3 protein-coding genes and 1 pseudogene are annotated in these 6875 nt (G+C 40.0%); 3 read left to right on the top strand and 1 reads right to left on the bottom strand.

Going from position 1 to position 6875, the window contains the following annotated elements; genetic code table 11:
* Positions 1–275: 275 nt before the first annotated feature.
* Complete coding sequence (locus HCCG_RS11905) at positions 276–452, bottom strand: hypothetical protein (RefSeq protein ID WP_002955792.1); 177 nt, start codon at positions 450–452, stop codon at positions 276–278.
* 58 nt (positions 453–510) lie between these two features.
* On the opposite strand from HCCG_RS11905, the gene HCCG_RS12780 reads away from it, so the two are divergent.
* The 3 genes and pseudogenes from HCCG_RS12780 to HCCG_RS02325 form a co-directional block, all read left to right on the top strand.
* The gene (locus HCCG_RS12780; protein ID WP_268257948.1) at positions 511–636 is read left to right on the top strand and encodes a hypothetical protein; all 126 of its coding nucleotides are present in this window, start codon (positions 511–513) and stop codon (positions 634–636) included.
* Positions 637–701: 65 nt separating this feature from the next.
* A complete protein-coding gene (locus HCCG_RS02330; RefSeq protein WP_232049120.1) occupies positions 702–6233 on the top strand; it encodes a S6 family peptidase in 5532 nt (1843 codons plus the stop codon).
* A pseudogene (locus HCCG_RS02325) lies at positions 6230–6841 on the top strand (tRNA-guanine transglycosylase); the annotation flags it as partial. The gene HCCG_RS02330 and the pseudogene HCCG_RS02325, both read left to right, overlap by 4 nt.
* Between the last annotated feature and the right edge of the window lie 34 nt (positions 6842–6875).

The following is a 6875-nucleotide window of genomic DNA, read 5'->3' as shown; positions in this document are numbered from 1 at the left end:
TGATATTTTGTGAATCTGTAATGGGATAGAGTATCGCATTATAGGCTAATCTAAAAATAAAAAATTTCGTCATTATAAGAATTGCAATAGCGATTCGTTGCGATTTTAATGCTACGAATCTTGGATTTTTTTTGGATTGTCACGATTTTACGAATCACAAAATCTCGCAATGACGATTATTTATGTTCATTTCGTCATACTGAGTGCGACAGCGCGAAGTATCCAAAACACGAGAATTTAAAAGATAGATTTGCGTGATTTGGATTGCCACGAATCTAGCCTTTTTGACAAAAGTCTAGATTTTCGCAATGACGATTCTTTTTAGATTCTTTGCTTCGTTTCACTCGCTCAAGTAATGACAAAAAAGATTTTGGATTGCCACGCCAAATCTGCGATTTATCTCGCAATGACAAGCGTTTTAGATTTGCAAAAATTAACGCTTTTTCAATCATTTTTTGCTACAATGCACCCAAAAATTTAAGGTAAGGCAATGTTTATCAAGGCAATTTTATGAGCAAAAAAGTGCGAGTAGAAAAGACTATTGACTTATACAAAATCCCACTATCTGCGCCGATTGTGGCACTTGCGGCGTTTGCAGGGCTAATGGTATGGTTTGTAGTCAAAACGGCGGCGTAGGGTTTTTAGGATTTGCAAAATGGTTGCGTTTATTTTGAGATTTACGATGATAGCAAGGTTGTAGTGTGTGTGTTGCCCCCCTATTATTTTGTTTGCGTAGATTCGCTTATAGTGTGCTATTTATCGCAGTTATTGCACAGGCACAAAGTATAAATATAAGCAATTTTTATTATAGGGATTATTTGGACTTTGGGCAAAATAAAGGTGCATTTAGTGGCAATGGTAGTACCACGATAACGGGCAAAGACGGCACGGAATTTACAATCCCACAAACCCCAAACTTCTCCGCTTCAAGCAATAACGGCAATCTTGCGGCGGTAGGGCGTGGATTTGCGGTTACGGCTAATCATGTGGTAAATTTCACGCCTAGTTATGATACACTCGGCACTTACCGCACATTTGATTTAAGCACTTATAAAATCGCTGATACAAGCGGTGGCACTGGTATTTCAAGGCCTTATGGTAGAGACGAAAAATTTACTCGCTTTGACAAATATGTCGTTGAAGGGCAAGTGGATATGCTTGATTTTGAAAACTCTATCGAAAGCAAAAAACCTACACAAGAAAGCAAAAATATAGAGAGTTTTAAAACCTTAATTAATAATCTTGCAAAAGATAATGAGGACAATGTTTATCTTTATCAAGCTGGTTCAGGTATCATCACTTTAAGAGGCAACACAAATACAAACATTAACCGAATAGAAAATGGCGAGACAAAGGGCGGCGGTTTTGGCACTTTGATAAAAGATAGCGCAAAATATGAAAGCCTAGTTTTGCCAAGTACATTTTGCAATAACGAAACGCAAAACTGCTCTGTGCGTGGGATTATGTTTAAATACGCATCAAATTTAGATTTTAACAACCGCATTACAAGCGGAGATAGTGGGAGTGGAATTTACGCTTATGATAACAAAAATAAAAAATGGATTTTGCTGGGCGTGGTATCACAATCAACAGGAACGGAAACAAATGCGGGCAATGTAGCCAACATAGCTGCCGTTTCAAACAAGGATTTGCAAGATTATCAAAGCAAATTCGAGCAAAAAATTGATTTAAAAATGACAGAGCCAAATACAATCGAATGGACACTCAACAACACTACTTTGAAGTTTGAAAAAAGGGGCGATACACCAGATAAAACTTATAATTTGGAGGCTAATAAAGATTTAATTTTCAGCGGTGGCGGGACTATTAAGGTGCAAAGTAACATTTACCGAAATACAAGCGGTTACGCTGGTGGCTTTGTCTTTGCTGACGCTACCACAAAAACAACTTATAAATTCACAAACGAGCAGGGCAAAAACTACTCTTTTATAGGCTCTGGGCTTGATATAGGCGAAAATGTCGTGGTAGAATGGCATTTGAGAAATGGGGAAATAAAAAATAATGGCAAAACTACATACGATTCTCTCCATAAAATAGGCAAGGGCGAACTTGTCATTAAGACTGAAAATACCACAACCACAGGACTAGGCACGCTGAAAATCGGCGAGGGCAAGGTTACGCTAGATACGACTACAAAGGCTTTTGACAACATTTACATTACAAGCGGACGGGGCGAACTTGCGCTTAAACAGGCTGAGGCGTTAGGCGCGACAAAAAACACAAATTCAGCAAGTGGCACAACTTCGGCGAATTCTTACACGCTATCGCAAAATAAAAATAGCGAAATGGGCTTTTATTTTGGCAAGGGCGGAGGCAAGTTTGATTTGGCGGGCAACTCGCTAGTGCTTAACACCATAGCCGCAAATGATAGTGGCGCAATTATCACTAGCACTAGCACGACAAAGGCAACGCTTGAGATTCAAGGCTTGGGGTATGATTCGAGCGGTAATAAAAAAATTACCAAAGAAAACACCATAATCCACGCAAGTATCGGCGACAACACAAACGGCGCAAACGGCACGAATTTAAATCTCATCTACAAGGGCGACAAAACGGCGGCAAATCGTCATTCTGAGGGAGCGAATGCGACCGAAGAATCTAAAAGCAATCGTTTGGATTCTTCGGCGACTTTGTCGCCTCAGAATGACAAGGCGAGGGCTTCACTAATCTTTGATGGCAATATAAATACGAGTGGCAAAATGGAAGTTACAAACGGCAATATCGCATTGCAAGGACACGCAACCACTCACGCGACTATAAGCGATGAGACAATCCGTGAGCAAATCAAAAATGCCGAAAACGGCACACAAAAGCCTATGCCTGATTATATGGATTTAAGTAAGCCATCAACCCTAAATCAACCAGATTGGGATAATCGCACTTTTAAATTTGGCAATGGCATTGATTTAAAAAGCTCAAATCTCACGCTAGGGCGCAATGCGAGTTTAGAATCTAATATCACGCTAGATAATAGCTCCAAAGTCGAGTTTGGCGGTAGCGTAAAGCACTTCATCGACAATAAAGATGGCAAAAATGTAACGGGCAGTGGCTTTAGCTATCAGCAGTTAGTTGAAAGCAATGCTTTAAGCGAGGAAATGCAAAAAATCGCAAATGAGACTATACACTACAAAGGCAAAATTACCGCGACAGGTGGCACGATAGAATCGCATATTTTGGATTTTAATGCAAGTTTGGATTTGAAAAATAGTGCGAATCTCACAGCGGATTATTTGACTTTGACAAACACCGATTCTGTTTCACTAGATAGCACTTCAAGCGCAACTACCAAAACGCTAAAATTGCAAAATGTAAGCGATAGCAATTTAAACACAATTTTTACAAATAGCAACACCACAAATAGTGCGAAGCTAAAAGTTACCGAAGCATTGTGGTTTAATAGCGTAAGTAACTTTGATTTAACCAAATTAGATTCGGCAAATGTGAAAATAAAACCAAATTACGACATTATCGCTGAAAAATCCACTATTACAGGCGCAAACAAAGATTTAAGTGCAAATGTTTCGCTTTTTGAGGGTGCGAATCTAAGTCTAAAAAGCCTTACACTAAAAGATACAAAAGCAAATGAAGTAACGAATGGCACAACAAATGCGATTAAAAATAGCGTGTATTTGCAGGGTAAATCAACAACAGATAATAATTCGCAGACAAACACTACCACCACAAAACTCACGCTTAATGAGAATCTAAAAGCAGAAAATTTAAATGAAGCTAAAGTGATTTTGTGGGGCAAAAGCGAGATTAGCGCACCAAAAATCGAATTTAGCAATGTCAAGGACGGCATTTTGGCACTTGACAAAGATTCAAAACTCACGAGCGCAAATGGCAATGCAAATGTCGAAGTTAGTGGTGCGAATTCAAGCCTAAAAATCGGCATTTTAGGCGATAAGAGTTTTGATATAAACGCACAAGGTGGTAGCAAAATAATCCTTTCGTCATTGCCATTGCAAGATAGCGAAGCGAAAAATCCAAGTAGCAAAAATGTGAATTCTTCGCCCACCGCGAATTTTAGCGGGAAAATCACCGCGAGTGGCGAATCTAGCGTGGAAAGTTTGTTAGATACCATTACCGCAAGTGTGATTTTAAATAAAAGCGATAGCAATAAAAACGACAATATAAGCGGGAAGCCTAGCTTAAACGCAAAAAATATCACACTAGATTCGACACATAATGAAATTTATTTGGGCGCAAATTCAACACTTACAGCACAAACAATCACGGCGAAAAGTCTAGCGAATCTTACGCTAAATGCAGATTCTAGCGCAACGGCAAATATAACCAAATTCATTTTTGATGGCGGAGAAAACGGCACGACTACGAATCTTACAGGCAATCTTATCGGCGAAAATATCGAGCTAAAAAATGCGAGTATTGTAAAAACAAGCGATTTGACATTCAGCAAAAGCGCGAATCTTACGCTTGATGACACTTCAAAATTAGAAGTGGCGAATCTAAATGTCAATGCGAATCTAACGCTAAATTTTGCAGATTCAGCGAAAAATACGGCAAGTTTGCAAAAAATCACTTTAAACAATAACGCGAATCTAAATATCAATTCGTGGGATTTTGGCAACACTACGGCGTTTTCAAGCAATGGTGGTGGGCGTGTAACTTTTGAAAATGCCACTTACACACACAATGGCACTCCAAAGACTATTAGCGCAGATTCCACGATAAGCGGGGAATTGAAGTTATCAAATGTCGGCAAGGATTCAAACAAAGGCGACGACAGATTTAAAATGCTTGATTTTAGCGATAAAAATCTCACTTTTGGCGAAAACTCAAAAGTCCAAGTTAATCTAGATTCAAGTGTAAAAAAAGGCGATACAAGCATAAAAACGGATGGCACTTATTACAAACTTATAAGCACAGGCGATAGTGGGACAATCACGGACAATCGCACGGATAAGCGCATAGATTTTACGAATACGGATTTCTTTGTCGTTAGTAAATTTATCGGCAATACGCTTTATGTAAAATTCCTAGCATCTGCGCCAGATTCCTTTGCCGAGCTAAACAAAAACATTTCCCACGAGCAAAGCCGATACAGCGAGATTTTGGAGGCTTTGATACAGGCAAATCCCAAAGATGATGCCATCGATACTGCCACACGCACCGATAATTACAGCGTCCTAGATAAACGGATTCAAACTATTGATAGCGATTTAAATGAAATAGCACAGGGCAACAAAACGCGTCAAACGCGCAATTTGCTCTTTTCAAATGACCAAACGATAAATACACGCATTTCGCAAGTCCGCCTAGCACAGAGTGGGCGCAATAAGCACTTGCGATTTGCGCAAAATGACACTATGTATCGCATTCAATCCCTAATGCAAGGCGCAGTTAGAAGCGATGCGATGCCTAGCTATGCACGTGAGCGCGAATTAGACTTGTCAAATAGTGTGTGGCTAAATGTGGGCGGTGGATATTTCGGTGGGGATAGCAAAATGGGCTTTGGTGCGACAAACATCGGCTATGATAGGCTTATTTATGCGGGTAGTAGCGATATTTTGCTTGGTGCAATGTTTGGCTTTGGTGGCTCAAATGCATACACAGGCGATATGACAGATAGCGCGATGTTTTATAATATCGGGCTATATTTGCATAGCATTTTTGATTCGCAGGGTGGAAAATACGGCGGACACGAGATTCAAAGCAATATCAGTTTTAGCATTAACGATAATCGCAAAACTATCGAATCTAAAAGCGCGAAAAATACGGCATTTGGGACGCTTTTCGCACTCTATTATAAATACAACTTTATTTTAGTGCAAAATGATACCATTAGCCACGCGCTAAAACCTGTGGTAGTTTTGGCGTTAGGCTACAATCGCAATGGCGCGTTTGAAATCGATGAATACAAGCAGGCAACATATAATAGCGTGAATTTTTCCTATGGGCTTGGCGTGGAATATAATGCCGTGATGAGTGAGAGCTTTTATAGTCTAGCACTCACGCTAAAAGATATGGCATATAGTGGCGGTGAGCGCGTATTTATGAGTTTAAGCGGAGCGCAGAATTTTATCGGCTACAGCCTTGAATCTGCTCCACGATTTAGCGCAGAAATCAATCTCATAGGCTCACACAAGCTAACAGACGCGCTATACTTGCAATATGGAATCGCTGGAATGCTAGATAGTGGCACGAATTACGGTGCAAAAGGCGATATAAAGATTGGGTATAAATTTTGACTTTCACACTAAAATCTATCGATAATAAAGCTCGTGCAGGGCAAATGAATCTATCTCATAGCATTGTGCAAACGCCTATATTTATGCCTGTGGGGACTTAAAGCCTGTGTCAAGCACTAGATTTTAATGATTTAGAAAATCTTGGCGCGAAAATCATTTTGGCAAATACTTATCACTTGTATTTGCGTCCAAATGATGAAGTCGTGCGAAGTCTTGGCGGACTGCACGGATTTAGCGGATTTAATGGTAGCTTTTTAACCGATAGTGGCGGATTTCAAGCATTTAGCTTGGGCGGGAAACCACGCGAGAATGGCATAGAATTTCGTAGCCACATTGATGGAAGCACTCATTTTTTCACGCCCAAAAAGGTGCTTGACATTCAATATAACCTAAATAGCGACATTATGATGATTTTAGATGATTTAATCCGCCTCCACGCAGAGCAAAAACGCATTGCAGATTCGATTAAGCGCACGATTGCTTGGGCACACGAATCGCTAGAATATCACGCGACTAGGCGCGAATCTCACCTTTCAAACAATATCTTTGCCATTATTCAAGGGGGCGTAGATTTGGAAGCACGAAAAATCTGCACTTTTAGTGGCTATAGAATGCAGCGGAGTGGGATTTGATGGCTTTATA

Origin of the sequence: Helicobacter cinaedi CCUG 18818 = ATCC BAA-847 (genome assembly GCF_000155475.1) — a bacterium.
Taxonomy (GTDB): Bacteria; Campylobacterota; Campylobacteria; order Campylobacterales; family Helicobacteraceae; genus Helicobacter_C; species Helicobacter_C cinaedi.
The sequence above is the reverse complement of the archived record's forward strand: the minus strand, read 5'-3'. Positions and strand labels throughout refer to the sequence as shown.

Excerpts from the sequence above, each read along its gene's own strand:
- HCCG_RS11905 (WP_002955792.1), bottom strand. The coding sequence starts at position 452 with ATGATTGAAAAAGCGTTAATTTTTGCAAATCTAAAACGCTTGTCATTG.
- HCCG_RS12780 (WP_268257948.1), top strand. The coding sequence starts at position 511 with ATGAGCAAAAAAGTGCGAGTAGAAAAGACTATTGACTTATACAAAATC.